General features: G+C 53.4%; 22 protein-coding genes. 8 read left to right on the forward strand and 14 right to left on the reverse strand.

Features of this window, described 5'->3' with window-relative positions; genetic code table 11:
- The 3 genes from V9K95_RS00005 to dnaE all read left to right on the forward strand — a co-directional run.
- Window positions 1–365 (forward strand): FtsX-like permease family protein (locus tag V9K95_RS00005; protein ID WP_336440187.1); only part of this gene is annotated, 365 nt, incomplete at its 5' end.
- 1 nt (window position 366) lies between these two features.
- Window positions 367–1,047 carry an ABC transporter ATP-binding protein gene (locus V9K95_RS00010; RefSeq protein WP_115053204.1) on the forward strand — a complete coding sequence of 227 codons (681 nt, stop codon included), beginning with the start codon at window positions 367–369 and terminating at the stop codon, window positions 1,045–1,047.
- 389 nt (window positions 1,048–1,436) lie between these two features.
- On the forward strand, window positions 1,437–4,907 hold the full coding sequence (gene dnaE, locus V9K95_RS00015; RefSeq protein WP_115053319.1) for a DNA polymerase III subunit alpha: 3,471 nt from the start codon (window positions 1,437–1,439) through the stop codon (window positions 4,905–4,907).
- A 110-nt stretch (window positions 4,908–5,017) separates the two neighbouring features.
- Here the strand turns inward: dnaE and V9K95_RS00020 are convergent, their stop codons facing one another.
- Both V9K95_RS00020 and V9K95_RS00025 read right to left on the reverse strand, forming a co-directional pair.
- Window positions 5,018–6,334, reverse strand: coding sequence for a DNA polymerase IV (locus tag V9K95_RS00020; protein WP_115053203.1), 1,317 nt, complete (start codon window positions 6,332–6,334; stop codon window positions 5,018–5,020).
- Between the two features lie 84 nt (window positions 6,335–6,418).
- Window positions 6,419–6,703 (reverse strand): DUF3572 domain-containing protein, encoded by a 285-nt coding sequence (locus V9K95_RS00025; protein ID WP_115053202.1) that lies wholly within the window; start codon window positions 6,701–6,703, stop codon window positions 6,419–6,421.
- A gap of 338 nt (window positions 6,704–7,041) precedes the next feature.
- Here V9K95_RS00025 and V9K95_RS00030 point away from each other — a divergent pair, with 338 nt between their 5' ends.
- Window positions 7,042–7,413, forward strand: coding sequence for a response regulator (locus tag V9K95_RS00030; protein ID WP_008122893.1), 372 nt, complete (start codon window positions 7,042–7,044; stop codon window positions 7,411–7,413).
- 18 nt (window positions 7,414–7,431) lie between these two features.
- On the forward strand, window positions 7,432–8,811 hold the full coding sequence (locus V9K95_RS00035) for a PleD family two-component system response regulator (RefSeq protein ID WP_115053201.1): 1,380 nt from the start codon (window positions 7,432–7,434) through the stop codon (window positions 8,809–8,811).
- A gap of 7 nt (window positions 8,812–8,818) precedes the next feature.
- Here the strand turns inward: V9K95_RS00035 and V9K95_RS00040 are convergent, their stop codons facing one another.
- The 11 genes from V9K95_RS00040 to V9K95_RS00090 all read right to left on the reverse strand — a co-directional run bounded on the left by V9K95_RS00040 (window position 8,819) and on the right by V9K95_RS00090 (window position 21,834).
- Window positions 8,819–9,226, reverse strand: a complete 408-nt coding sequence (locus tag V9K95_RS00040; RefSeq protein ID WP_336440186.1) for a GNAT family N-acetyltransferase — start codon at window positions 9,224–9,226, stop codon at window positions 8,819–8,821.
- Window positions 9,227–9,320: 94 nt separating this feature from the next.
- Complete coding sequence (gene rpmG / locus V9K95_RS00045; protein WP_008122896.1) at window positions 9,321–9,488, reverse strand: 50S ribosomal protein L33; 168 nt, start codon at window positions 9,486–9,488, stop codon at window positions 9,321–9,323.
- Window positions 9,489–10,022: 534 nt separating this feature from the next.
- The gene (locus V9K95_RS00050; RefSeq protein WP_115053199.1) at window positions 10,023–11,195 is read right to left on the reverse strand and encodes an MFS transporter; all 1,173 of its coding nucleotides are present in this window, start codon (window positions 11,193–11,195) and stop codon (window positions 10,023–10,025) included.
- A gap of 3 nt (window positions 11,196–11,198) precedes the next feature.
- Window positions 11,199–11,939 (reverse strand): NUDIX hydrolase, encoded by a 741-nt coding sequence (locus V9K95_RS00055; RefSeq protein ID WP_336440185.1) that lies wholly within the window; start codon window positions 11,937–11,939, stop codon window positions 11,199–11,201.
- Between the two features lie 7 nt (window positions 11,940–11,946).
- Window positions 11,947–12,372, reverse strand: a complete 426-nt coding sequence (locus V9K95_RS00060) for a DUF983 domain-containing protein (protein ID WP_115053197.1) — start codon at window positions 12,370–12,372, stop codon at window positions 11,947–11,949.
- Window positions 12,369–14,720 (reverse strand): ribonuclease R, encoded by a 2,352-nt coding sequence (gene rnr / locus V9K95_RS00065; RefSeq protein WP_442958531.1) that lies wholly within the window; start codon window positions 14,718–14,720, stop codon window positions 12,369–12,371. Before rnr ends, V9K95_RS00060 begins: the two co-directional genes overlap by 4 nt.
- A gap of 9 nt (window positions 14,721–14,729) precedes the next feature.
- Window positions 14,730–17,336 carry a type I DNA topoisomerase gene (topA, locus tag V9K95_RS00070; protein WP_336440184.1) on the reverse strand — a complete coding sequence of 869 codons (2,607 nt, stop codon included), beginning with the start codon at window positions 17,334–17,336 and terminating at the stop codon, window positions 14,730–14,732.
- 492 nt (window positions 17,337–17,828) lie between these two features.
- Window positions 17,829–18,962: a DNA-processing protein DprA gene (gene dprA / locus V9K95_RS00075; RefSeq protein ID WP_336440183.1), complete on the reverse strand. Its 1,134-nt coding sequence runs from the start codon at window positions 18,960–18,962 to the stop codon at window positions 17,829–17,831.
- Complete coding sequence (gene plsY / locus V9K95_RS00080) at window positions 18,959–19,567, reverse strand: glycerol-3-phosphate 1-O-acyltransferase PlsY (protein ID WP_307284717.1); 609 nt, start codon at window positions 19,565–19,567, stop codon at window positions 18,959–18,961. Before plsY ends, dprA begins: the two co-directional genes overlap by 4 nt.
- 18 nt (window positions 19,568–19,585) lie before the next feature.
- Window positions 19,586–20,872 carry a dihydroorotase gene (locus tag V9K95_RS00085; protein ID WP_336440182.1) on the reverse strand — a complete coding sequence of 429 codons (1,287 nt, stop codon included), beginning with the start codon at window positions 20,870–20,872 and terminating at the stop codon, window positions 19,586–19,588.
- Window positions 20,869–21,834, reverse strand: coding sequence for an aspartate carbamoyltransferase catalytic subunit (locus V9K95_RS00090; RefSeq protein ID WP_307284723.1), 966 nt, complete (start codon window positions 21,832–21,834; stop codon window positions 20,869–20,871). The genes V9K95_RS00085 and V9K95_RS00090 overlap by 4 nt, the downstream gene beginning before the upstream one ends.
- Before the next feature lie 212 nt (window positions 21,835–22,046).
- Between V9K95_RS00090 and V9K95_RS00095 the strand changes: the two genes are divergently transcribed.
- The gene (locus V9K95_RS00095) at window positions 22,047–23,678 is read left to right on the forward strand and encodes an acyl-CoA dehydrogenase family protein (protein ID WP_336440181.1); all 1,632 of its coding nucleotides are present in this window, start codon (window positions 22,047–22,049) and stop codon (window positions 23,676–23,678) included.
- Window positions 23,679–23,950: 272 nt separating this feature from the next.
- The gene (locus tag V9K95_RS00100) at window positions 23,951–24,274 is read left to right on the forward strand and encodes a DUF6105 family protein (protein WP_115053189.1); all 324 of its coding nucleotides are present in this window, start codon (window positions 23,951–23,953) and stop codon (window positions 24,272–24,274) included.
- Here V9K95_RS00100 and ruvX read toward each other — a convergent pair.
- Window positions 24,238–24,738 (reverse strand): Holliday junction resolvase RuvX, encoded by a 501-nt coding sequence (gene ruvX / locus V9K95_RS00105; RefSeq protein WP_115053188.1) that lies wholly within the window; start codon window positions 24,736–24,738, stop codon window positions 24,238–24,240. The genes V9K95_RS00100 and ruvX overlap by 37 nt on opposite strands.
- 102 nt (window positions 24,739–24,840) lie before the next feature.
- Here ruvX and V9K95_RS00110 point away from each other — a divergent pair, with 102 nt between their 5' ends.
- A complete protein-coding gene (locus tag V9K95_RS00110) occupies window positions 24,841–25,545 on the forward strand; it encodes a metal-dependent hydrolase (RefSeq protein ID WP_115053187.1) in 705 nt (234 codons plus the stop codon).
- Window positions 25,546–25,606 lie beyond the last annotated feature (61 nt).

Consider the following 25,606-nt stretch of genomic DNA (forward strand, 5'->3'; position numbering starts at 1 on the left):
TCGTGAAAGACAAGGGCCGCGATATCGCCATCCTTCGAACCATGGGTGCAACGCGAAATTCCATCCTGCGCATATTCTTGATGACTGGCGCAGCCATCGGCGTGACTGGCACGATTGCCGGGGTCGTGCTTGGCGTCGTCGTCTGCCTCAATGTCGAACGGATCAGGGAGTTTTTCTCCTGGCTTTCCGGAACGACACTCTTCAATCCTGAACTCTATTTCCTAAGTACTCTTCCGGCCAAAATGGACTTCAACGAGACCTTTACTGTAATTCTCATGGCGCTTGTCCTGTCATTTCTGGCGACGCTTTTCCCCGCTTGGCGCGCAGCCAAACTCGATCCCGTTGAAGCTCTGAGGTACGAATAAAATGGCCGGGCCTATTTTGCAGCTGACGAATGTCGGTCGCCGCTATGATGAAATCGGCCGCGAACTCATCATTCTCGACAATGCCAGTTTTTCTCTGGGCAAGGGAGAAATGGTTGCGCTTGTTGCGCCTTCGGGTGCAGGGAAATCCACATTGCTGCACACTGCCGGTTTGCTTGAGCGGCCCGATAGTGGCGATGTGATTCTTGACGGGCGCTCCTGCGGTTCTTTGTCGGACGAAGAGCGGACGGCCATCCGTCGCAATGATGTGGGATTTGTTTATCAGTTCCACCATCTTCTGCCCGAATTTTCTGCTCTCGAGAATGTGATGATGCCTCAGATGATTCGCGGCATGAAGCCGGGCGTTGCCTCGGAACGTGCTCAGCAGCTGCTCGACTATATGAAGGTCGGGGCGAGGGCAGCTCACCGCCCGAGCGAACTTTCCGGCGGTGAACAGCAAAGAGTGGCGATTGCCCGCGCTGTGGCCAACGCGCCGCTTGTATTACTCGCCGATGAGCCTACGGGCAATCTCGACCCCGTTACCTCATCTTACGTGTTCGAAGCACTGGAGGCGCTTGTTCGTCAATCCGGCCTGTCGGCAATGATTGCTACGCATAATCATGAACTTGCCCGGCGTATGGATCGACGTGTTACGTTGAAAGACGGCAAGATCACCAATCTCTGATTAGTCAGCAGTATTTACCTCTCATTAGTAATTTGAAAACCATAGCACTCACCATGCCACAGATGCGCTTGACTTTAGAACAAAAATGGAACAAAACATATACATAGTGCAAACGAAGAAGGGTTTTACCGATGAGCGAACTTTTCCAGGATGTGATGTCATTTGTTACCGTCAGTCTCTTCATTGCGACATTCGCGATGTGGGTGAGCGTCATCTGAAGAAACAGACCTTCGGGGATGATTGAGCGAGCCCCGACTATCCACTGTTCACGCGGCCCAAACGTTCAATTTGAGTAGACACCTCATCGCGCATATCGGACTATATGCGCGCGGTGGAATCGGTTCTCCGTTCAGTATCGGAGATAAAAAGTGGCAGATGGGCACGGCAATATGAGCAATGCAGGCAAGCGCCCATTGCGCTTTGTCCATCTGAGAGTTCATTCCGCATATTCATTGCTTGAAGGCGCGTTGCAGGTTCCCAAGGTGATCGACCTTGCTGTGGCCAGCAAGGCTCCCGCCATTGCAATTACGGACACAAACAATCTTTTCGGCGCTCTTGAGTTTGCGCAGAAAGGCTCAAAAGCCGGATTGCAGCCTATCATCGGCTGTCAGATGGATATCGCATTTCACGACCAGACCGAGGAGAGCCGCAATGTAAACCGGCGTGAAGCGCTCGGGCTCGCGCCACTGGTTTTGCTGGCGGCGACGGAAGAGGGTTATGCCAATCTCGTTCGGCTTGTCAGCCGGGCTTATCTTGAAACTCCCTCTGGTGATCCGGTCCACATAGTTTCCAGCTGGCTGGCAGGAAAAACGGATGGCATTATCATGCTATCCGGCGGACCAGAAGGCGCTATTGCCAAGGCAATCAAGGATGATCGGATTGATCGTGCCCGCCAGCGGCTTTTGATGCTGAAATCACTGTTCGGCGACAGACTTTATGTCGAGTTGCAGCGCCATCGCGGTTATGACAAGGCGTTGGAAGCGACACAGGTGGACCTGGCCTATGAGCTGGAACTACCGCTTGTTGCCACCAACGACGTGTTCTTCTCCAAGAGTGCCGACTATGAAGCCCACGATGCCTTGCTGGCAATCGCATCTGGATCGCTGCTATCAATTGACGACAGGCGCCGCCTTAGTCCGGACCACTATCTCAAGAGCGAAGATGAGATGGTGGAGCTCTTCGCTGATTTGCCGGAGGCTGTAGAAAACACTGTCGAAATCGCCATGCGCTGTTCGTACTACCCGAAGAATCGCGCTCCGATTTTGCCGCGCTTTACCGGAGAAAGCGCCGATCCTGAAGCTGCATTGGCAGCAGAGGCGGAAGAGCTTGCGCGCCAGGCCCGCGAAGGGCTTGAACAGCGGATTGCGACTGTAGGGCTTGCGGGAGCCCATACACGGGAAGAATATGCTGAGAGGCTCGAATATGAGATCTCCGTCATAACCCGAATGAAGTATCCCGGGTACTTCCTTATCGTTTCGGACTTCATCAAATGGGCAAAGGCGCATGATATTCCTGTTGGGCCGGGGCGTGGTTCTGGTGCTGGCTCGCTTGTTGCCTACGCTCTGACTATTACGGATGTCGATCCGCTGCGATTCTCGCTTCTGTTCGAACGCTTTCTCAATCCCGACCGCGTTTCTATGCCCGACTTTGACATCGACTTCTGTCAGGAACGACGTGACGAGGTCATCCGCTATGTTCAGGCAAAATATGGGCGCGATCAGGTAGCGCAAATTATAACATTCGGAACATTGCAGGCGCGCGCTGTCTTGCGTGACGTCGGGCGCGTTCTTGAAATGCCATACGGGCAGGTGGATCGCCTGACAAAGATGGTTCCTGCCAATCCCGCTAATCCGGTAACGCTTTCGAAGGCTATTGAGGATGAGCCGCGTCTGCGCGAAGAACGTGACAAGGAACCCGTTGTCGAGCGGTTGCTTGATATTGCTTTGAAACTTGAAGGCCTTTACCGGCACGCATCGACACATGCCGCCGGTATCGTCATTGGTGACCGCCCACTTTCTGAACTCGTCCCGATGTATCGGGATCCGCGTTCCGATATGCCGGTTACGCAGTTCAACATGAAGATGGTGGAAGAGGCCGGGCTGGTCAAATTCGACTTTCTCGGCCTGAAAACGCTGACAGTTCTTCAAACTGCGGTGAATCTGGTCCGTCGCCGCGATATAATCGTGGATCTCTCAAATCTGCCTTTCGACGATAAACCGACTTACGAGATGCTGTCGCGCGGCGAGACTGTCGGCGTGTTTCAGGTGGAAAGTACCGGCATGCGCAAGGCGCTGATTGGTATGAAACCTGACCGGATCGAGGATATTATCGCGCTTGTTGCGCTTTATCGTCCAGGTCCAATGGAAAACATCCCGACCTACAATGCGCGTAAAAACGGCGATGAAGAAATGGCGTCGATCCATCCAAAGATCGATCACCTCGTCAAAGAAACGCAGGGCGTCATCATCTACCAGGAGCAGGTGATGCAGATCGCGCAGGAAATGTCGGGCTATACGCTCGGTGAAGCCGATCTTCTGCGGCGCGCCATGGGTAAGAAAATCCGCTCTGAAATGGATTTGCAGCGAGTTCGCTTTGTTGATGGCGCCGTTGAACGCGGCGTAACCAAGCCGCAGGCCAACTTTATTTTCGACCTTCTGGCGAAGTTTGCCGATTATGGCTTCAATAAATCCCATGCGGCCGCTTACGCTATCGTATCGTTCCAGACCGCTTATATGAAAGCGCATTACCCGGTTGAATTCTTAGCCGCGTCAATGACTTACGACATGTCGAACACGGACAAGCTCAATGATTTCCGGCGTGAAGCTGTGCGGCTCGGTATCGAGGTTGTCACGCCTTCGGTCAATACGTCCTACCGGCTATTTGAAGTCGGCGAAAACCGCATCTACTATTCGTTGGCCGCCATCAAAGGCGTTGGTGAAGCCGCTGTCGATCATATTGTCGAAAAGCGCGGATCGACGCCTTATGCCAGCCTTGAAGATTTTTGTGAGCGGATCGATCCGCGCGTCGTCAACAGGCGGGTGTTCGAAAGCCTTATCAATGTTGGCGCATTTGACTGTTTTGGACGGGAGCGGCCAGCACTTATCGCCGGTCTGGATCGTATAATTGGTCATGCGCAACGCACACAAGAAGACAGTGTCAGCGGTCAAACGGACATTTTCGGCGGTATGGCAGCAACTGCACAAACAATTCAGCTTCCGTCCGTAAGCCCTTGGCTTTCATCAGAAAAACTGCGACGGGAATTTGAGGCGGCGGGCTTTTATCTTTCCGCGCATCCTCTTGATGAATATCAACCCATCCTCGACAAAATGCGCGTTCAAACCTGGTCAGAGTTTTCTGCGGCAGTGAAGCGTGGTGCCAATGCCGGGCGGCTGGCAGGTACAATTACCGCAAAGCAGGAACGTCGTACCAAAACTGGCAACAAGATGGGAATCATCCAATTCTCTGATTCCTCAGGGCAATTTGAAGCGATCCTATTTTCAGAAGCGCTGGCGCAATTCCGCGACTTGCTGGAACCGGGCCGTTCCGTTGTCATCACAGTTGGCGCAGAGGACAGGCCTGAGGGCATTAGCCTGCGCATACAGACGGCACATTCGCTTGAAGATGAAGCTACACGCATGCAGAAGGCGTTGCGGCTATATATGCGCTCCAGCGAGCCTCTGGCGGCTATTACGCCCTATCTGACGCCGCAAAATGACGGGCAGATTGTCAGCCTTATTCTGATCAAGCAGAACGGTGCCAATGAAGTTGAGATTGAACTGCCTAACCGCTACCGGATAGGCCCGCAAATAGCGAGCGCCATGAAGGCTATTCCGGGCATTGTCGAAGTTGAAATGGGGTGAATTCAACTTAGCGCAACTATATTGCAATTGCAGATTGAATTTTTTCAGCAAAAATCGCCTGTTTTCTGGCATTTTTGAGCAAAAGTTCAGACTATCTCACCTTTTTTCCGCTAATCTATTTCATCCGGCGCTTCTTTTGCGCGCGATTTTATCTTGCCGAATGTATATCCTGTTTCCACGGCTTGATTGCCAAATTTCCCGCGTAGCTTGTCTATGGCAGTTTCGGCAACTGCGCGTTTAGTAGCCTGCACATCAACAAGATCGAGCGGGTCGGCTCTGCCGTCGTCGGTGAGATCGCTCACTCCGATCCCGATCAAGCGATAGCGAGTGCCGTCAATTTCCTTTTCAAGCAGCGAAACACCTGTCCGAAAAATCCGGTCGGCAAGCTGGGTCGGATCGGCGAGCTGACGATTACGGGTCTTCAATTTGAAGTCGCGTGACTTCAACTTGAGAACGATGGTTCGCCCAGCAATGTCGGCTGCTTTTAACCGTCGGGATACTTTCTCTGACAGGGCCCGCAAAATGGCGACGAGCTCTTCCATTGACGAGATGTCTTCATTGAACGTTGTCTCTGCGGAAACACTCTTGCTTTCACCTTCAGGCTCAACCCGTCTTGTGTCCATGCCGCGAGACAAACGGTACAGCCTCTGACCCATGGTGCCATAGGAGCGCATCAGGGGACCAAGCTCCATGGTTTGCAATTGACCAATGGTACGAATGCCATCTCGCTCCAAGGTTGCATCAAAAGCCTTGCCGACACCCCAGATCATTGTCACGGGCTTGTCGCGCAAAAAGGTGAGGGCCTCTTCTTCACCGATAATAGAAAAGCCACGCGGTTTTTCGAAATCGGATGCGATCTTGGCGAGGAATTTGCAATAGGAAAGACCGACCGAAACCGATAATCCCAACTCACGTTCAACCCGATTAGAAAATTGCGCCATGACCCGCGCCGGAGGATCATGGTGGAGCCGTTCCGTACCGGAAAGATCGAGAAAAGCTTCATCAATGGACAGTGGCTCGACGAGAGGCGTGAGGTCGCGCATCATCTGCCTGATCTCGCGCCCGACTCGGACATATTTTTCCATATCCGGCTTGATGACAATGGCGTGCGGACATGCTTCCAACGCCTTGAACATAGGCATGGCGGACTTAACACCATGGATGCGGGCAATGTAGCAAGCCGTTGAAACAACGCCACGTTTTCCGCCTCCAATGATGACAGGTTTGTTGCGCAGTTCGGGGTTGTCGCGTTTTTCGACCGACGCATAGAAGGCGTCACAGTCCACGTGGGCGATACCCAGGCGATAAAGTTCGGGATGCCGAAGCAAGCGAGGGCTACCGCATGATTGGCAACGCTTGGCCTCGTGCGCCTGATTGGCCAGGCAGTCACGGCAAAAACCGAATTGCGGATTGTTAAGACTGGCCATGATGCCCGGAACATAAAATGAACGTCTGGACCTTAGCGAACAGTAGGAGGCGTTGCAACAAGCCTCAGTGACTTACCAACCGTTTCAATAGGCATCCTGACGCCCGCCGGGCAACAGGCGCAATGCCTGCTGAAACAGAGCTGGATCTGTGCCGGTCTCAGTGCAGTAACGCATCAGCGTCGGCTCATGCGCCAGATAGAATTGCAACACGCCCGCAAGAAAACCCGGCTCTTGTGCGGCCGTGCGGATTTGATCGGCGGTAATGCCGGTCAAAGCCAGGAAACGGGAGAACAATTCGCTGTCTTGCGACATGAACACAAGCGAATTGATGGCAAGGTCGTGTGCTCCATCCAAGTCAATCTTCTGCATCTAGAATATTTCATCCATAAGTTGTGTTGAAGGTCTTGAAAATAAACCACATTACCTCAAGCCTTGGCGCTGCTATCCAAATGAAAAGCTTCAATCCATTTAGACCAGATTAATGAGTCTTGAGCCTAATAGCAGTTGAACATATCCAAAAGAACATGTTGAATAAATGCTTGGTTAAACATGATCAGCAGCATTTCTGAATTAAACGGCAGAGTTTTCTTTTCATCAATCATCAGACGTTATTTCAGAAACTGGTAAAGGTAGGATTTAGTGTCTCGCCGTAAGAGTTTGCATGGCGTGGACCGTATCCTTCGAGAGTGACCAACAGGAAATTGCCAATGGTAAAGAAAGTCATGATCGTCGAGGATAATGAGCTTAATATGAAGCTCTTCCGCGATCTTATTGAAGCCAGTGGTTATGAAACCATACGCACACGCAATGGCTTGGAAGCGTTGGACCTTGCTCGCGAGCATCGTCCAGACCTTATCCTCATGGATATACAGCTTCCCGAAGTGTCGGGTCTTGAGGTCACAAAGTGGTTGAAGGCCGATGACGACCTTCATGTTATTCCCATTATCGCAGTGACGGCCTTTGCAATGAAGGGCGACGAAGAGCGCATCCGCCAAGGTGGGTGTGAAGCTTACATCTCCAAACCTATCTCAGTTCCCAAATTCATCGAAACAATCAAATCCTACCTTGGCGACGCTTGAACGTCGGGAGAATTGAACATGACGGCCCGTATTCTTGTCGTTGACGACGTTCCAGCCAATGTAAAGCTTCTGGAAGCCCGGCTTCGTGCCGAGTATTATGAGGTGGTTACGGCGACCGATGGTTATGAAGCGCTCGAGATTTCTGAAAACGGCAATATCGATGTCATTTTACTTGACGTAATGATGCCCGGTCTCGACGGATTTGAAGTTTGCCGCCGGTTAAAATCGAGAGCGGCAACGGCCCACATCCCGGTGATTCTCGTGACCGCGCTTGATCAGGATTCAAACCGGATTACTGGCTTGAATTTTGGTGCTGATGATTTTCTGACCAAGCCTGTCGATGATCTCCAGCTCATGGCGCGCGTTAAAAGCCTGGTTCGGCTGAAAAACCTGACGGATGAACTGCGTCTTCGTGTGGCAACGACCCGTGATGTGGGGCTCGAATCCATTCTGCGCCTGCCAACTGGCGTCCACGAGGCGATGAAATTTGCACGCGTTCTGTTGATTGATGAACGTCCGGAAAGCACCGAAAAGATAAAACGCGTATTGGGCGAAGAATGTTCGGTCGACGTGGAGAGTGATCCGCAAACCGGTTTCTTCAAGGCCGTGCAAGGCAATCATGATTGCCTTATTATTTCTTCAAGCTTCGCCGCATTTGATCCATTGCGGATTTGCGCGCAGCTGCGCTCGCTGGACAATACCAGATCGTTGCCGATCATCTTGGTGGCGGATATGGGGGAAGAGCCATTGATCCGGCGGGCTTTAGAACTAGGGATAAACGACTATTTGGTGCGGCCGGTCAATCCGAACGAGCTTCTCGCGCGTCTACGCACCCAGCTGCGCCGTAAGGCCTATCATGACGGTCTGCGCGCCAGCGTCGTGAAAACCTATGAAATGGCTGTGACTGACAGTCTGACGGGCCTGCACAACCGGCTTTATCTCGAGACTCATCTGGCAACGCTGTTCAAACGCGCGGTAGAGCGTCGTCGTCCACTATCGATTCTCATGACCGATATTGATCGCTTCAAATTGATAAATGATACATACGGACATGATGGCGGCGATGAGGTTCTGCGTGAATTTGCCAGGCGGCTGCGTCGCAATGTGCGCGGCAGCGATTTGGCCAGCCGCTATGGCGGCGAGGAATTCTTCATAGTGATGCCAGATACAGATCAGACACTGGCCTCCATCGTCGCAGAGCGAATCCGTCGCGAGGTGGCATCGACGCCTTTCCAGATCAACAATATGGGCCCAGCCATACCTGTAACAATCAGCATTGGTATTGCAAGCGTTCTGCAGGAGGGCGACACGGTGCATAATCTGATGAAGCGTGCCGATGATGCGCTTTACGGAGCCAAATCATCGGGGCGCAACAAGGTCGTGTCTGCGGCTGCGTGACCGCGCCTTAGTGGTCGCCGCCTGCATAGATCCACATGGGAACGGTTTTGCCGGCTTTTACGAAACCAAGCGTTTCGTAAAAGGATAGAGCGCCAATATCTGCCGTCAGCATAATTTGATGAAAATCAGCATATCGCTGCAGCATGGCTGTCATCAACTTCCGGCCGATGCCCATCCCCTGATAGTCGGGGTGCACAATCAAATGGGGGAAATAGACTACCAGATGGCCATCAGAAATAGCATTGGCTAATCCCAGCAGCTGGTTATTGGAACGTGCCGTAAGGAGAGTGTGGGAGTTACTGAGTGCTGCCAGCAAGGTTTGCGGCTTTTGCGCGGAGGACCAATTATTGGCTTTGTAAATGCTAACCACTTCGTCTTCACGAAGCGTATCACCGGTTAAAATATCGATTTCCATGCATTTTCCAAAATATAATCAATAAGAATACAGCAATAAATACCACAACAAAAAAGCCGCCCGAAGGCGGCTGATTTGTTTGAAGAAAGCAAGATTACTTGATCTTGGTTTCCTTGAATTCAACGTGCTTGCGTGCGACCGGGTCGTACTTGCGGAAAGACATCTTTTCCGTCTTTGTACGGCTGTTCTTGCTCGTAACGTAAAAGAAACCGGTATCAGCGGTCGACAGAAGCTTGATCTTGATATTCGCAGCCTTAGCCATTTTAAAACTACCTGTTCTGAGTATGAAGGACCGCTATTCAAGTCCAGCAGTGTGGCATCAAGCGGAAAGTTGGTCGGACACATAAACCAACCTCGATAAAAGTCAACCCTTGGCTGGCGATCTCCCGATTTTTAAAGCGTCACCAAGTGCATGGACAACCGGCGCGATGATTTGTGTCTGGCACATTCAACCCTGCGTTTGTTGTTCAGCGTGAAGAACCACGTCATCAATAGCTCGAGTAATTTCAGGTTTTGAAGGCAAAAGCAGAAAGCACTGGGCCAGCGGTGCATTGGGGAAGATTGGCTTCTCCAACAACAGGAGCAAGCCTTGCCTTCAAACTTGGAATTGAACGATGCGGTATCTGCCGTTTTGTATCAGCCTTATTGTGAGAAAACCCGGACGAGCTGGTCAATGACCGTCCGGGTTCAATTCAAACACTAAGGAAAAGAGAGGCGGACGAAAGCTCGCCTCTCGCTCCAATAACCAATATATGGCACTTTTAGAGAAAGTCCCAGCACCTTGCAGTTGTAACAATCAACCCTTCCTGCTGATGAGTCGCGAGCCAACCAATAGCGCATAAGCAGCAAAGAACAGCGCCAGAGCAACGGCGAAGCCGCTTGGTCCCATCATGTCCATGCCAATGCCGATTGCCTGCGGGCCAACGAGCATGCCCACTGCATAGCAAAACACAAAGGCTGCATTGGCGGAGGCCAGCTCACGTCCCGTCAATTGTGATCCAAGATGTGCCAAGCCAACCGTGTAGAGCCCGGCCACGGCACCGCCCCACACAAACAACAGGGCAGCGACAAGATACCAGCTATAGTAGATAAAGGGCAAAAGCCCCATGCCGAGAAGCCCGATCAACGTGCAGGCTAAAAGGATCTTGCGTCGGTCTTTCACGTGATCGCTGAGCAGACCAATCGGAATCTGCATCAAAACGTTACCAAGCCCAATTGTTGTCAAAAGCAGGGCTGCATTGGCCTCACTATAGCCGATGCGGGCGCCGAATACCGGAAACAAGGCGAAGCCGCCTGTTTCGACAGCACCGAAAACAAAGACAGCAGCGGTTGCAGTTGGTACTGCCCAGATGAAGGGGGCGAATGGAACATGTTCTTCTTCGTGAAAATCAGGGCTCTCTTTCCATGCGAACAGCACGGGCAGCATGGCTACAACAATAATGCCGAAGCCAACTGCAAAAGGCGTGATTCCCACACTGCCTATTTGCGCAAACAGCCATGGCCCAAGCGCAAAGCCCATGGAAAGCACTGTTCCATAAATGCCGAGCACCAAGCCGCGCCTTTCGGGTGGAGCGGCAGCATTGATCCAGTATTCAGACAGGATGAAGAGCATGGTCAGTGCGAAGTGCAAAAACACACGCAAGACCACCCACATCCAGAAATCGGTGAAAAAATGAAAGCCAAAAAAGGCGAGGCCGCCCATAAGTAGCATTGCCAGCAAAGTGGGCACGACGCCGAATCGCGCAGCGATTGGAGCCGCGAACGGAGCTGCCACAATGGAGGCAATGCCCGCAACAGCGGCGTTCAGGCCAATCATCGTGGCGGAATGGCCGCGGTTTTCGAGAATCACGCTAAGAAGTGGAATGCCTAGGCCGATGGCGACACCAACAGCGCTGATCGTTGCTATGGCCGCTACAAGCGCGCGCCAGGACGAACCGACTTTTACGCGGTCAGAATTAAGTGCATCCATGGATCAAATAACCTCGCGGACGAATCGCCCGTATTTTAAACGGTAACGGATCACAGGATTACCGGGATCAAGAGAAGGATTTGCTTCAAGCAAACCTTGCGCTTCGCGGATGATAATTCTGGTGATGTCCGGAATATCAAGTTCCAGCGCTTCAGCAAAGGAAAGCCATGCCAGTTCCTCGAGTTCCTGTGAGGGGCCGGTTTGTTCAGGAAGCGAATCGGCAACGGCCTCGCGAAATGCCAGAAAAAACCGCGTGTCGAAGCGGCGAGGCATGCCGGGCGGGGTGATTGCTCGCGCAAAATAGCGAAGCGCCGAAAGGTCAGGCATGACATTGCGCTCGGCAAAAGCAGCCCAGTCCGGATGGGAAACATTCGAGAACTCAGTTCTTTGACCAAGAAACAGCCCGGCCTCTTCATAGGTCTCGCGGATGGCCGAAAGAGCCAGCGCACGGCAGCGCGTGATGCTCGAACGCCCCGGCATATCATCGAGAAGCTTGGTCCTGTCCTGCTCGGACAATTCCGCGATTGCCTGCATGCGCCCATCGGCCGGTTCTGTCCGGCCACCTGGAAAAACAAATTTCCCTGGCATGAAGACATGCCGCATGTGACGCTTTCCCATGAGAATGCGCAACTCATCGCCGGAACGGTCGACAATCAGAAGAGAAGCAGCATCGCGCGTGCGTATCCGCTTCTTCAGGGTGCCCTGTTGTGCAAGAACCGGCTTCCTCAGCTCATTCACGGCCATTAAATTGTTATTCCGATGATTTTGGATCGCTGCTCTCGCCAAACCCGTGCATGTAATTTGCCCATTGCAAGCCTATAATCGCGCCTTTTACCGGCTGGAGCAACGCGAGCGACATGATGATCGTCAGCGGTACCCATATTGCCAGATGCGCCCAGTTCGACAATATGACAAGTGTTTCCATCGCCAGAAAGCCGCCAAGCACAATATGCCCGACAATTGTGATGGTTATATAGGCGGGGAAATCATCGGCCTGATGATGCGTATAATCTTCACCGCATACGGAACAATTATCGACTGATTTCACGAAGGCTCGGAAGAGTTTTCCTTGGCCGCAATGCGGGCAGCGGCCTAGAAAACCGCGCCACATGGCCTGACCGACAGGCCGATGCGGTTTCGCCTGTGCGATGCTTTTTCCAATAAGCTGTTCTGTCATCCTCGACCTCTCCGGCCTCCCGGCTTGCCGCGCGACCCGCCAGGAAAACGTTTCTGGCCGTTGCGTGCAGAGCGTGTCGCCTTGTGATGCGAGCGCACGCCGCTGGGAACCGGGTGTGGCTCTGTCAGCATTTCAAATCGTAACGCACCGGCGACGGGCAAGGCTTCCACGAGACGTACCTCGACATTATCACCGAGACGAAATCCCTTGCCGCTGCGTTCGCCGGACAGCGCGTGATTGGTTTCGTCATAATGATAGTAGTCATCACCCAGAGTTGAAATGGGGATGAAGCCATCGGCACCATATGTCGCAAGTGAGACAAAAAGACCAGCTTTGGTCACACCCTGCACGCGGCCTTCGAAACTCGCACCGATCTTATCGGCAAGATGATGCGCTATCAGGCGGTCAACGGTGGCCCGTTCGGCTGCCATGGCGCGTCGTTCAGAGGTGGAAATGAGCGCTGCAATCTCGGCTAGCGCAGCCTCCTCCTTGGGCGTGATGCCATCGGGGCCCAAACCTAATGCTGAAATAAGCGCACGATGCACGATAAGGTCGGCATAGCGGCGGATCGGCGAGGTGAAGTGCGCATAGCGCATCAGGTTGAGGCCGAAATGCCCGATATTGGCTGGATTATACTCGGCCTGCGATTGCGACCGCAGCACGACCTGATTGACCATGTCCTGCTGTTCAGAACCATCAACGCGCTTCAATATATTGTTGAAGTGGCTGGGACGCATATCAGCGCCGCGAGCGAGCGAGATGTCGAGCGTGCGCAGAAACTCCCGCAGGCCTTCCTGTTTTGCCAAAGATGGGGCGTCGTGAATCCGGAAGATGAGCGGCTGTTTCTTGCGCTCCAACGTTTCGGCAGCAGCAACATTCGCCTGGATCATGAATTCCTCGATGAGCTTGTGCGCATCAAGGCGGGGCGGGATAATGACCTTGTCGACACCACCTTCGGGCGTCAGCAAAATCTTCTTTTCCGGCAAATCAAGTTCGAGCGGCTCGCGCGCATCGCGTCCACGTTTCAAAGCGGCATATGCATCCCAAAGCGGCTTGAGGATCGTATCGAGAATAGGCGCTGTTTTCTCATCCGTTGCGCCATCAATCGCAGCCTGCGCCTGCGGATAGGACAGGCGCGCATGGGAGCGCATCATGATGCGATGGAATGTATGCGAGATTTTACGCCCCTCGCTGTCGAAAATCATGCGAACGGCCAGGGCGGGGCGATCCACCAATTCTTTGAGTGAACACAAATCGTTGGAGATGCGCTCAGGGAGCATCGGCACAACCCGGTCAGGGAAATAAACAGAATTGCCCCGCTTCAATGCTTCCCGGTCGAGCTGTGAATCCGGCGTCACGTAGGCCGCAACATCGGCAATGGCAACGGTCGCAATATATCCGCCGATATTCTTCTCGTCCGTATCGGGCTCCGCATATACGGCATCATCATGATCCTTGGCATCGGCCGGATCGATGGTGACGAGCGGGACATTGCGCCAGTCCTCGCGGTGGGCCATGGTCGCGGGCTTCGCCTTTTCCGCTTCGGCCATAACGCTGTCAGGAAAGACGTGCGGTATCTCATGCTCATGAATAGCGATCATGGACAGTGCTTTTTCACTGGCAACTGAACCGATGATCTGGGTAATGCGCCCAAGGGCAAGACCGTAGCGGCTTATCTTCGAGACCTCGACCTCGACCAGATCATTAACCTTGGCGTTGTCGAGTTGTGCCGGATCGATGGCAAGTTCAGCCTGACGACGTTCGACAGGTTCAAGACGCCATTCGCCATTGTCGAGTTTGCGCAGAACGCCAAGCACGGCATCCTTGCGATGCTCAATCTTCTTGATGACGCGGCCCGTATAGGCTGGACCGCTTGGATCAGCACCTTGGAAGATACGGGCAAGCACGCGATCACCAACGCCGACAGCAGGGCCTTTGTGCCCGCGCGAGGCGCGGATGAAAACGACCGGCGGGCGTTCGTCCGCATGGGTTGCTTCCCATTCGGTTGGTTTTGCTATCAAGCCGCCATCGCCTTCGCGTCCGGTAATGTCAAGAACAGCTACACTTGGCAGGCTTCCAGGCACAGCGAGACGCTTGGCACGTTTTTCAACCAGACCGTCGCCAGCCAGATCGCGCAGAATATCTTTCAGAGCAATACGGGCATCGCCCTTCAGATTGAAGGCCTTGGCGATATCCCGCTTTCCGGCCAGATCGGGATTCTCCTTGATGAACTGGAGAATTTCCTCGCGGCTGGGCATGCGAGCTTCACGAACTGGCTTGATAAGGCCGGAAGTGGCAGAATGGGCAGGCCTTTTTTTTCCGCTGGGTGGAGAGATACGGCGTGCCAATTCTTTATCCTAACTTGCTTTTTTCGCTGCAGCTTTTTTAGGAGCCGCCTTTTTGACTGCGGGCTTTTTTGCTGCTGTTTTTTTGGCTAGTTTCTTTTTCGGCGCCGAACCAGCTTTTGCGGCAATCAATACAAGCGCTTCCTCAACGCTGACGCCAGCCGGATCTTTGCCTTTGGGCAGCGTGGCATTGACCTTACCCCAATTAACGTAAGGCCCATATTTGCCATCGCGAACTGTAATCGGGCCGCCATCGGGATGCTCGCCAAGTTCTTTAAGAGCCGCTGGCGTACCCCGCCCACGTCCTGGACCTTTGGCCTGCTTCTCCGCAATGACTGTCACAGCCCGGTTCAGACCGATTGTGAAAACTTCATCGGCATTTTCCAGATTGGCATAAGTGCCATCATGGGTAAGATAGGGGCCATAACGGCCAATACCAGCCGAAATCATTTTTTGCGTTTCAGGATGCTGGCCGACATCGCGCGGCAACGACAGAAGTGCCAGCGCCTTTTCATGGTCGAGCGCATCGAATGTCCAGCCTTTTGGCAAGCTGGCGCGCTTGGCTTCCTTGCCTTCGCCGCGTTGCACATAAGGACCAAACCGGCCATTGCGGGCAGTAATATCCTCATCCGTATAAGGATCTTTACCAAGCAGTTTCGGCTCATCGCCGCCATTGCCATTTTCGCTTGCAGCCTCGCTACCGCCCAGCTGACGGGTGAATTTGCATTCCGGATAGTTCGAGCAACCGACGAAAGCGCCGTATTTCCCAAGCTTGAGCGACAGATTACCCGTACCGCAGACCTGACAAATGCGCGGATCGCTACCGTCCTCACGGGGAGGGAACACAAGCGGTCCGAGGCGATCATTCAGTGCGTCGAGCACATTGGTTACGCGCAGCTCCTTGATTCCATCGACAGAACCGAAGAAATCCGTCCAGAAGGCGCGCAGGACATCTTTCCACTTGAGCTTGCCATCGGAAATCTCATCAAGCTTCTCTTCGAGGTCCGCCGTGAAATCATATTCGACATAACGCTGGAAGAAACTTTCCAAAAACGCGATGACCAGACGGCCCTTTGCTTCCGGAATGAGTTTTCTTTTCTCGATCGTTATATATTCGCGGTCACGCAATGTAGCGAGCGTCGAGGCGTAGGTGGAAGGACGCCCAATGCCGAGCTCTTCCATCTTCTTGATTAGCGTGGCTTCCGAATAGCGAGGCGGCGGTTCGGTCGAATGCTGTGTGGCATTGATTTTTTCGCGGGCAAGAGCCTCGCCAGCGCGAACCTCAGGAAGACGTGCGCCGTCTTCATCAACATCTTCTTCTTCGCGATGATCCGTGTAGGCACCCAGGAACCCGTCGAAACGAACGACAGAACCGGTGGCACGTAGCTGGGCCGATCGCGCTCCATTGTTTGCATCGATTTCGACAGTGGTCCGCTCAATATCAGCCGATTGCATTTGGCTGGCAATCGCACGTTTCCAGATCAGCTCGTAAAGCTTGGCCTGATCCGCATCAAGAAACTTGCGCATATCCTTTGGATGCCGGTTGAAGTCCGTCGGGCGGATTGCTTCGTGGGCTTCCTGCGCATTCTTGGCTTTAGTCGAGTAGAAGCGCGGCTTTTCCGGCACATATTTTTCGCCGAATACCTTGCCGATGGTCTGGCGCGCTGCCTGGACAGCCTCCGGTGCCATCTGCACGCCATCCGTACGCATATAGGTGATCAGACCGGCAGTCTCACTGCCAAGATCCATACCTTCATAAAGCTTTTGCGCGAATTGCATGGTACGCGAAGCGGAGAAGCCGAGTTGGCCCGATGCTGCCTGCTGCAAGCTGGATGTGGTAAAGGGAGGTCCAGGGCTGCGCTTGATCGGCTTGGCTTCAACAGACGCCGCCTTGAAAGCTGCGCCTTCAAGCATGGTGCGAATCTCGCCTGCCTGCTCGCCGTTCTTTATGTCCAGCTTGCCGAGCTTCTTGCCATCGACGGAAACCAGACGCGCTTCAAAGCCATCATTACGCGGAGTCTTGAGCAGCGCAGCGATGTTCCAGTATTCTTCGCGAACAAAACGTTCGATTTCCGCTTCGCGATCCGCGACAAGCCGCAATGCAACCGATTGCACACGCCCAGCGGATCGAGCACCGGGTAATTTGCGCCAAAGTACGGGCGAAAGCGTGAAGCCGAACAGATAATCCAGCGCTCGGCGCGCCAAATAGGCGTCAACCAACGGCATATCAATGTCACGCGGGTTGGCCATGGCTTCAAGCACGGCACCCTTGGTTATTGCGTTGAATACAACACGCTTGACCGACTTTTTGCCGATCGCCTTTTTCTGCTGCAAAACCTCCAGCACATGCCACGAAATGGCTTCGCCCTCGCGATCCGGATCGGTTGCGAGAATGAGGCCGTCACTGTCTTTGAGAGCCTTTACAATATCCCCAAGGCGCTTGGATGAGGCTGAATCCACTTCCCAGGACATGGAAAAATCATCATCCGGGCGCACAGACCCATCCTTGGCAGGCAGGTCACGGACATGGCCAAACGAAGCCAGGACGGTGTAACCCGAGCCGAGATATTTATTGATGGTTTTGGCCTTGGCAGGCGATTCGACGACAACAACGTTCATTGCAGAATTGAGCTTTCCTGCCCTTGTCAGATTACAAAAGCACTAATTTCAGTTCGGAATTGGCCTGTGAAATGAACAGGCTTACACACAACGTCAAGGTCTGTAAGCGAAAAATCGTGAAATACAACCCTGAGTTGCTCGCCGGTCTTGTGCAATTAATGGTAATTTGAATTCAGGTGCAAAGGGAGAACTGATTCATGCAACTGTTTTTGGTTGCGCGGAAAAAGCATTAAAAACAGAAGCTTATATTAACTTAAATTTGAATGCTCTTAGCCGCGTATAACATATATTTTAGATATTAAATTGTATTTGAGGGTAACATTTATGAGCAGCAAGGAAATTAATGAAATCGAAAGCGCGAGATTTATTCAGCAAATGCTTGGTGAATTACGTGTAATGGCAAAAACCAACAATATGGATATGTTAAGCTATTTGATCGAGATCGCGTATATAGAGAGCAATGACCAATTGCGCAAGCAAATGGGCGTGAAGTCAGTCCCACGCAAGAGAAACGTTACCTCCTGAGTGGCGCTGTAGTCGACCGGCCAGATCAAGTTCCAGCAAAATCAGCATTACCACTGACGGATGTAACTGGCTGGTTCGGATCAAATCATCGATATCCACCGGCACCGGCCCCAGCAGATTAAACAGCCGGTCTCTCTCGGTTTGATCGGGAGGCACTGGCGAGATCCAATCTTCTGAAGGGGCAGGAAAGCCGGTCTCGTCGAGAGTGGGACGGTCAATCAGCGGCACAATAGCGCTGATGATATCTTCGGCGCCCGTTGTCACAATCGCACCGTTTTTCAACAGTGCATTGGTACCTTTTGCTCTTGGATCGAGCGGCGATCCGGGCACGGCGAACACCAGTCTGCCCAGCTCACCGGCCAGTCTTGCACTGATGAGCGAACCTGACCGCTCCGCTGCTTCCACAACGACCAGGCCAAGAGACAAAGCGGCGATTATTCTGTTCCGTCGTGGAAAATCCCTGGCGCGTGGCTCCCATCCCAAAGGCATTTCGCTGATGACGGCACCGCCATGTTCGGGAATAGCCTTGTATAATCCCAGATTTTCCGGGGGATAGGGGTGATCAAGACCGCCCGCCATAGCAGCGACAGTCCCGTGATGCAGGCTTGCTTCATGGGCAGCGGTATCGATACCTCGTGCAAGCCCGGAAATCGTGGCAAACCCAACCTCACCAAGCTCGCGAGCGATGGTTCGGGCAAATTTGATTCCGACCAATGAAGCATTTCGTGCGCCGACAATTGCCGCGGGCGGCAAACGGAAAACATCAGGATTTCCCTTTATTGCTACTAGAGGCGGAGGATTGTCGCATTGTTTGAGGTAACGCGGATAATCGGGTTCGCCGATGCCGATGAAGAAAGCGCCCATTTTGGCTGCGGCATGAATTTCCCGCTCGGCATCTTCTTTGCTGGTGACGCGGATGGGCTTTCCTCTGCCACCACGCCGAACGAGATCAGGCAGCATCTCAATGGCGTTCGACGCAGAGCCGCAATGGGCTATCAGCTCACGAAATGTAGCCGGACCCACATTCTCGCTGCGGATGAGCCGAACCCAGCTCAACCTTTGCTCATCAGAAAGGCGAATGCCTTTCTTCTCTTCGTTCATTTTTTGGAGCCGATTCTACCTTCGGTACCCGAAACAAGCCGCTGAATATTGGCTCGGTGTTTAAGGAATACGATGATTGTCAAAATGAGAAATAGAAATGCGATCTGATGATAACCAATAAAGTATAAGGCAATAGGAGTGACGACGGCTGCTACAAGAGCGGCAAGAGACGAATAACGGGTGGCAAAGGCAATCAGCAGCCAGACGGCGGCGAAGATAAGCGCACCTTTCCAGAACAGTCCAAGCAATACGCCAAGATATGTGGCCACGCCCTTGCCGCCTTTGAATTTCAGCCACACCGGAAAAATGTGACCAAGAAAAGCGCCGAGCCCAGCAGCGATTGCAGCCTCGGGACCGGCAATACCGGCAACCAGCACGGCAACGGTTCCCTTCAGCATATCAAGGATCAACGTCGCTGCGGCCAGCTTTTTATTGCCGGTTCGAAGCACATTGGTCGCGCCGATATTGCCGGAGCCAATGCTGCGCACATCACCCAAACCAGCCATGCGTGTCAGAATCAGCCCGAAGGGGACCGAACCCAGCAGGTAACCGAAGATCAATGAGAGGAGCAAAAGTGGAATTCCGGCATTGAAGAAATCCGACATGACCCATCCCCTCGGGTTTTAGATGGAAAAAACTGACTTTCCAGCAACAAATGTCTGGACAACACGGCCTTGAAAACGCGCGCCTTCAAAACAGCTGTTCTTGGAGCGTGACGTCAAATCTTCTTCTCTGACAATCCATGGTTCGTCAAGATCGACTATGGTCATATCCGCGACCGAACCCGGACGAAGCGATCCCGCCTCCAGACCGAAAATCCGGGCCGGGGCGGTGGACAATGCTTCAATGATGCGAAGAAGCGGAACATCGCCATTGTGATAAAGCCGCAGCGCCGCACCGAGCAGGGTTTCAAGACCGATCGCACCCGCTGCCGCATCGGCAAAAGGCAGGCGCTTCGTGTCGACATCCTGCGGATCATGTGCCGATACGATAATGTCGATCGTTCCGTCCCGCAGGCTTTCAACCATGGCGAGGCGATCTTCCTCAAGCCGCAGAGGAGGTTGCAGGCGGAAGAATGTCCGAAACTCGCCAATGTCATTCTCATTGAGCGAAAGGTGATTGATGGACACCGCAGAGGTGACATTCAAGCTGTGCTGTTTTGCACGATTGACGACTTCCGCAGACATGGCGGTGGAAATCTGTGCAGCGTGATAGGCGCCCTTCGTCAAGGCAGCAAGGCGCATGTCCCGCTCCAGAGGAATGACTTCGGCTTCGCGCGGTGTGCCGGAAAGGCCGAGCCAGCTGGCGTAAAGGCCCTCATTCATAACGCCATTGACGCCCAGATGAGCATCCTGCGTTTCATGGGCAAGGACGACACCGAAATCCCGCGCATAGGTGAGGGCGCGGCGCATCAACTGTGTGTTGGCGATGGAATGGCGCCCTTCGGTGATAGCCACCGCGCCAGCCTCCCGCAGCAGACCAATCTCGGTCATTTCTTCGCCGGATAAGCCCTTGGTGACCGCCGCCGCCGGATAAACATTGATGACTGCTGTGTCGCGCGCGGTACGCTTGACGAACTCGACCAGTGCAACATTATCGATGACTGGATCGGTGTCCGGCATCATAATGATCGAGGTAACACCGCCTGCCGCAGCTGCATGGCTTGCCGAAGCGATAGTCTCGCGGTGTTCGCCGCCGGGCTCACCGATGAAAACGCGCGCGTCCACGAGGCCCGGAAGCACAGCCTTGCCACGGCAATCAATGATGGTCGCATCTTCAGGTGTACCCTGATTGCGGACATCGGCGCCGCTGGCAACGATTTTTCCGTCTTGTATAATCAGCGTGCCAATTTCGTCGAGACCGCGCGAGGGGTCGACAATGCGGGCATTGTTAAGAACCGTGGTGTTCATCCGGCAACTCCTTCCGGATTACGGCGTGGATCAAGCAGGGCTTCCATGACCGCCATGCGAACGGCAACGCCCATCTCCACCTGTTCCTGAATGACGCTTTGCGAGCCGTCGGCAACATCGGAAGCGATTTCGACGCCGCGATTCATCGGGCCGGGATGCATGACAAGCGCATCCGGCTTGGCATATTTGAGCTTCTCGCGATCAAGGCCGTGATAGCGGAAATATTCGCGCACGGACGGGACGAATGAGCCGGCCATACGCTCGCGCTGCAAACGCAGCATCATGATGACGTCCACATCCTTCAGGCCTTCTTCCATGCTGTGGAAGACCTCTGCACCCATATGGGCAATGCCGGCAGGCAAGAGGGTGGACGGCGCAATCACGCGCACCCGCGCACCCAGCGCATTTAGCAGGATGATATTCGATCTCGCCACCCGGGAATGAAGAACGTCACCGCAGATCGCCACCGTCAACCGTGCGACCTTGCCCTTGGCGCGGCGAATAGTCAGCGCATCAAGTAGGGCTTGCGTCGGGTGTTCATGGGCGCCGTCGCCGGCATTGACCACCGAGCAGCCTACCTTTTGGGCAAGGAGCGCCGCGGCACCGGCAGACGCATGACGGATGATAAGAATGTCGGGGCGCATTGCATTGAGCGTCATCGCTGTATCAATCAGCGTTTCGCCCTTTTTCACCGACGAATTGCCGACCGACATGTTCATCACATCAGCGCCAAGGCGTTTGCCCGCAAGCTCAAAGGATGATTGCGTGCGGGTGGATGCTTCAAAGAACAGATTGATCTGTGTGCGGCCCCGCAGGACGCTCTTTTTCTTTTCCGATTGCCGCGAAACGGCGACTTCGCTGTCGGCGAGATCGAGAAGATGGATGATATCTTGCGGGGAAAGGCCCTTGATGCCAAGCAAGTGGCGATGGGGGAAAAGCAAAGGAGATGTTTTTGATGTCATATCAAGTCCCCCCTATAAGCGCGATAGCTTACGGCTGCAAGCGCTGCCATGCGTCATTGTCCATCGCTCCCCAATAAAAATTTTGAAAAGCCGGAACGGACTTAGCATAGGTATGATGAATATCGACTATCATCGAAGAGTCCATATATTAACCGCTTGTCAGAATGTTCGCTCCATATAAAAGAAAAGCGAATTTGAATCAGGACAGTTTCTTGAAAACCCACGACGTTCTTAACCAGACACCACCAATGACCGGGCAAAACGCTTGTCTGGGTGATCCATTGCTGATGCAGATCACCAAGCGGTTCCCGAAAAGCGTACGTGACGAGCTGGAACAGAGCGGTCGTTTTGTGCTGTCGGCGGATGCGTTGGATCTGGCAAGGCTCGCCAATACGGAAGCACCTCGTCTGCGCACCCATGATCGCCAGGGCTTTCGGTCTGATGTGGTTGAGTATCATCCAGCATACCATGCGCTCATGCGGCGGTCTGTCGGGCAAGGACTGCATTCTTCGATCTGGGAAGATGGCAAGGCGGAATCCGGTTTGCGGCATCAGTCGCGCGCAAGCCGTTTCTATCTGACGTCGCAACTGGAATGCGGGCATCTTTGCCCATTGACGATGACAAGCGCTTCACTGGCAGCGCTCATGGCTGCGCCTCATCTCTACCGCGAATGGTCGCCGCTGATCCTGCCGCGCAAATATGATTCCAGCAATAAATCGCCCGCGAAGAAAACAGGCCTGACGCTCGGCATGGGCATGACGGAAAAGCAGGGCGGAACAGACGTCAACACGAATACAACCAAGGCGGAGCCCGCTGGCAGCGGCTTTTATCGTCTGACCGGGCATAAATGGTTCATGTCCGCGCCAATGTCAGATGCATTTTTGGTATTGGCGCAAGCCCGCGAAGGTCTGTCGTGCTTTCTGGTGCCGCGCATACTGCCTGATGGCTCGTCCAATGGCTTTCGATTCCAGCGGTTGAAAGACAAGCTCGGCAATCGCTCGAATGCCTCATCGGAGGTGGAATTTGAGAATGCGCTTGGCCAGATGGTCGGCAATCCTGGTGATGGCGTTAAAACCATCATCGATATGGTGACGTTGACACGGCTCGATTGCTCCATTGCTTCAGCTGGTTTGATGAGGGCGGGCCTGGCCGAGGCAGTGCATCACGCCAGACACCGTGTCATTTTTGGCGGTCCGCTGATAGACAAGCCTTTAATGCTGCGCGTTCTGGCGGACATGGCGCTGGATTCTGCTGCCGCAACAGCACTGACACTGCGTCTGGCACGGGCATTTGATAATGCAGCCAGAGATCGCGGCGAGGCGGCATTCGCGCGCGTCATGACCCCTGTCGTTAAATATTGGGTGGCCAAAATTGCCCCGGCAATGCTCTATGAGGCAATGGAATGCCTTGGCGGAAATGGTTACATCGAAGAAGGCAATCTGGCGCGGTTTTATCGTGAAGCGCCGGTCAATGCGATTTGGGAAGGCTCCGGCAATGTCATGGCGCTGGATGTGCTTCGCGTATTGAAGCGCGGACCGCAACTTTTCGACGAAGTGCTGAACTGGATCGGCTCCCAGCTTGGCCGTGGTGGGCAGGGGACGGTGGAAGTGCTCCGCGCCGCCATGCGTGTGGCTGAAAATGATGAAGGTGCAGCACGCATCCTGACCGAGCAATTGGCATTGGCTGCGGCAGGAGCGGAACTGCGCTATCTTCAGTCCGAAGATATTGCAGACGCCTTTATTGAAACGCGCCTTGGTGGTCAATGGCGCACGACTTACGGCATGCTGGACGCCCGGCATAACGCCGCCAATATCGTTAATTCACTCTATCCATCTGCAGGCTGATTCGAGTAGCAGAGATGCCGACCGGCGAGCCTCTTGCCACCGCTTGCGTGGCATTTGAGTCAAATTTTCCTAAAATAGCTGAAAAAATTTGCCGAAGGCTCGGATAGGGCCCTCGCTAATTCCTTCAATTTGAATTAAATTTTCTTAAATTAACCTTAACAAACGGTTTACGTTGCGGCTAACGTCTTAACAGATATCACTCTGAGTCGAAAAGCCTTCATAAAAACCGAGGGTTAGCCAATGAACCATGCAAGCCCTTCGAGGAGCATTGAATGCGCAATTTCCTGATTTTCTGGGGCGGACCGCTGGTTTTCTTGTGGGGATGGTATTTCCTGTCTTATTACGATCTCAACATGGGCATGCATTTTTTCAGCCGTGAGTTGCATGATCAGGTCTTCATGATCTACGGCAACATCCTCGGAATAGCGCCTGAGAGCATTCCTCCGCTGGTCGCCAGAGCATGTGTTTTCGACACAGGATTGGTTCTATTGCTGATCGCCTTCCGGCGTCGCCGCAAGATTATCGCATGGGTCAAGGCATGGCGCGCAGAGCGTGCGCGTTATTCCGAAGAATTGCCGACTGCATCAGCCTCCTGACGCAGGCCTTGCAGGCGGTCCAATGCGCCTTGCAGAATGAAGGCGGCGGCAGCGGAATCAATCCGCTCCGCCCGTTTTTGCCTTGAAACATCCATGCCGATGAGAGCGCGTTCCGCTGCAACGGTGGATAGACGCTCATCCCAATAGACAAATGGCAGATCGGTAAGTTTCTCCATATTGCGGACAAAGGCGCGGGTGGCCTGGACACGCGGTCCTTCGCTACCATCCATATTAACCGGCAGTCCGATGATAATTGCCCCGACATTGTCTGCGGCAAGCGCCTTCAGCAGGTCTTGCGCATCATGGGTGAACTTGCTGCGCCTGAGAACCGGACGCGGGTTGGCAAAGGAAAAGCCACGATCTGATATGGCGATACCAATCGTCTTTGTGCCAAGATCAAGACCAGCAACAGTCTTACCGTCCGCAACATGCTCTTCCAACTGCTCAATCGCCAAAATTGTCAAACTGTTTGCTTCCTGCGGTTGTCTGATCGGTTTAATCTGTTCACATAACGCTATTAGACGCCTCTGGCGAGGCCTGACCTAAATGATGAAGGATTCTGAACAATGAAAATTACCTGGCTGGGACAATCCGGTTTCCGTATCGAAACTGCGAAGAACATCATCCTCATTGATCCGTTTCTGAATGGGAATCCCGGCGCCAAGGGCGTGGACTTCAAGGATGCAACCAAGGGCGCCAATCACATTATCCTCACACATGGCCATGGCGACCATGTGGGCGATACTGTTGATATATCCAAGGATACAGGTGCGCTGGTGACTGGCAATGCTGATCTTGTGACATGGCTCGGCTCGAAAGGCGTGGCGCGCGTCGATCCGACAAATACAGGCGGAACCGTTTCTTATGACGGATTTACAGTGACTTACGTCAATGCGCTGCACTCATCTGCGCAAATGACCGAGGATGGCGTTTCGCATTCACTCGGCAATGCAAATGGCGTGGTGCTGCATTTTGACGATGAACCTACGCTCTATCATATGGGCGATACGGATATCTTTTCCGACATGGCCTTGATCAATGAGCTGCACCAGCCGGAAATCGGTATTGTGCCGATTGGAGACCGCTTCACCATGGGCGGTGCGGTAGCAGCGCTTGCTTCGCGGCGCTACTTCAAGTTTGGCAAGGTCATACCCTGTCACTATGCTTCCTTTCCGATAATAGATCAGACGGCCGACAAGTTTGTTGCCGGAATGGAAGGTGGCACGAGCGAAGTAATCGTCGCCGAACCAAATAAGCATTTTACTGTTTGATTTGAGTTTGTTAGAGCCGTTGCAAAAGATGATCGCTAGGGTTGTTGACCCTATCGTCAGA

The sequence above is a fragment of the Phyllobacterium sp. CCNWLW183 genome (assembly GCF_037203775.1).
GTDB classification, from domain to species: domain Bacteria; phylum Pseudomonadota; class Alphaproteobacteria; order Rhizobiales; family Rhizobiaceae; genus Phyllobacterium; species Phyllobacterium ifriqiyense.

What these genes read in the sequence shown, in the direction of transcription:
- plsY (WP_307284717.1), bottom strand. Translation starts at nt 19,567, where the DNA reads ATGTCGGATTTCTTCAATGCCGGAATTCCACTTTTGCTCCTCTCATTG.
- V9K95_RS00030 (WP_008122893.1), top strand. Translation starts at nt 7,042, where the DNA reads ATGGTAAAGAAAGTCATGATCGTCGAGGATAATGAGCTTAATATGAAG.
- topA (WP_336440184.1), bottom strand. Translation starts at nt 17,336, where the DNA reads ATGAACGTTGTTGTCGTCGAATCGCCTGCCAAGGCCAAAACCATCAAT.
- V9K95_RS00055 (WP_336440185.1), bottom strand. Translation starts at nt 11,939, where the DNA reads ATGGCCGTGAATGAGCTGAGGAAGCCGGTTCTTGCACAACAGGGCACC.
- V9K95_RS00110 (WP_115053187.1), top strand. Translation starts at nt 24,841, where the DNA reads ATGAAAATTACCTGGCTGGGACAATCCGGTTTCCGTATCGAAACTGCG.
- V9K95_RS00020 (WP_115053203.1), bottom strand. Translation starts at nt 6,334, where the DNA reads ATGGCCAGTCTTAACAATCCGCAATTCGGTTTTTGCCGTGACTGCCTG.
- V9K95_RS00010 (WP_115053204.1), top strand. Translation starts at nt 367, where the DNA reads ATGGCCGGGCCTATTTTGCAGCTGACGAATGTCGGTCGCCGCTATGAT.
- rpmG (WP_008122896.1), bottom strand. Translation starts at nt 9,488, where the DNA reads ATGGCTAAGGCTGCGAATATCAAGATCAAGCTTCTGTCGACCGCTGAT.
- V9K95_RS00100 (WP_115053189.1), top strand. Translation starts at nt 23,951, where the DNA reads ATGCGCAATTTCCTGATTTTCTGGGGCGGACCGCTGGTTTTCTTGTGG.
- dprA (WP_336440183.1), bottom strand. Translation starts at nt 18,962, where the DNA reads ATGAACGAAGAGAAGAAAGGCATTCGCCTTTCTGATGAGCAAAGGTTG.
- V9K95_RS00060 (WP_115053197.1), bottom strand. Translation starts at nt 12,372, where the DNA reads ATGACAGAACAGCTTATTGGAAAAAGCATCGCACAGGCGAAACCGCAT.
- V9K95_RS00085 (WP_336440182.1), bottom strand. Translation starts at nt 20,872, where the DNA reads ATGAACACCACGGTTCTTAACAATGCCCGCATTGTCGACCCCTCGCGC.
- V9K95_RS00090 (WP_307284723.1), bottom strand. Translation starts at nt 21,834, where the DNA reads ATGACATCAAAAACATCTCCTTTGCTTTTCCCCCATCGCCACTTGCTT.
- V9K95_RS00035 (WP_115053201.1), top strand. Translation starts at nt 7,432, where the DNA reads ATGACGGCCCGTATTCTTGTCGTTGACGACGTTCCAGCCAATGTAAAG.
- V9K95_RS00050 (WP_115053199.1), bottom strand. Translation starts at nt 11,195, where the DNA reads ATGGATGCACTTAATTCTGACCGCGTAAAAGTCGGTTCGTCCTGGCGC.
- V9K95_RS00025 (WP_115053202.1), bottom strand. Translation starts at nt 6,703, where the DNA reads ATGCAGAAGATTGACTTGGATGGAGCACACGACCTTGCCATCAATTCG.
- dnaE (WP_115053319.1), top strand. Translation starts at nt 1,437, where the DNA reads ATGAGCAATGCAGGCAAGCGCCCATTGCGCTTTGTCCATCTGAGAGTT.
- V9K95_RS00040 (WP_336440186.1), bottom strand. Translation starts at nt 9,226, where the DNA reads ATGGAAATCGATATTTTAACCGGTGATACGCTTCGTGAAGACGAAGTG.